Consider the following 1,110-nt stretch of genomic DNA (forward strand, 5'->3'; position numbering starts at 1 on the left):
GGGCTGGGAAGAAAAGCTCCGGGCAGCGAAGTCTGGCCGGGTGCGCTAGCATCATGGCGGGAAAAGGGAAGATCCGATTGCCGACTCGAACGACCGCAAGCCCGAGGCAGGGGGAAATCTACTGGGCGGAGCTGCGGCCCGGCCGGGGAGCGGTGATGGTCGTGTCTCCCGACGAGATGAACCGGGTTCTCGATACGGTCATCGTCGCGCCCCTGATGCCTTCCGGCGGCGACTGGCCGACCCGGTTTCCGATTTCGGTTCGCGCCAGGGTGCGCTCGGTCGCGCTCGACCAGATCCGGTGCCTGCCGGCCAGGCGCCTCGCGCGCAGGCTCGGCCAGGCCGACGCCGCGCCAGCGCGGCGCATCCTGCGGGCGATGTTCGCGTGAGCCGATGAGCGCCATGCCGGAGGCCGCAGTCCTTTTCGCTGACGTGAGCGGCAGCACCAGGCTGTACGAGACAGCCGGCGATCAGGCGGCGCACGCCGCCATCGAGCGCTGCGTCGGCATCATGCGGCAGAAGACCGAGGCTGCGCGCGGCAAGGTGATCAAGACGATCGGCGACGAGGTGATGTCCACATTCCCGAGCGCGGACGCCGCGGCCGACGCCGCGATCGAGATGCAAAGCGCGATCAACGAGCTGCTTCCGGTGGGCGGCACCAAGATCGGCATCCGCATCGGCTTTTACTACGGCCCGATCGTGGAGAAAGACGGTGACGTGTTCGGCGATGCCGTGAATGTGGCTGCGCGCCTGTCGCACGTCGCGGTGAAGGGCCAGATCATCACCGCGCGCGAAACCGTGCTGCGGATGTCGCCGATGCTGAAGAGCGCGACACGCAAGATCAGCCAGATCGCGGTCAAGGGCAAGTCCGAGCCGATCGAAGCCTACGAGCTGATGTGGCAGCAGAGCGAGGACGCGACCACGCTCGCCGCCGCGCGTTCGGTGCTCAAGCCGAAGAACGCGGTGCTGCGCCTGAAGATGCAGCAGGGCGGAGAAACCGTCCTGTCGGACGAGCGCACGGTGGTCTCGCTCGGGCGCGATCCCGCGGCCGATCTGGTGGTGCGCGACCGCATGGCTTCGCGTTCGCACGGCAAGATCGAGCGGCGGCTGGAC

Annotated in this window: 2 protein-coding genes; both read left to right on the forward strand. The window is 67.9% G+C overall.

What is annotated here, in order from left to right:
- Positions 1 to 386 (forward strand): type II toxin-antitoxin system PemK/MazF family toxin (locus AB1555_20190; protein ID MEW6248998.1); only part of this gene is annotated, 386 nt, incomplete at its 5' end.
- A 13-nt stretch (positions 387 to 399) separates the two neighbouring features.
- On the forward strand, positions 400 to 1,110 hold a 711-nt coding region (locus AB1555_20195), incomplete at its 3' end, for an adenylate/guanylate cyclase domain-containing protein (GenBank protein MEW6248999.1).

It is taken from the genome of Nitrospirota bacterium (assembly GCA_040755395.1).
Classification (GTDB): domain Bacteria; phylum Nitrospirota; class Nitrospiria; order Nitrospirales; family Nitrospiraceae; genus DATLZU01.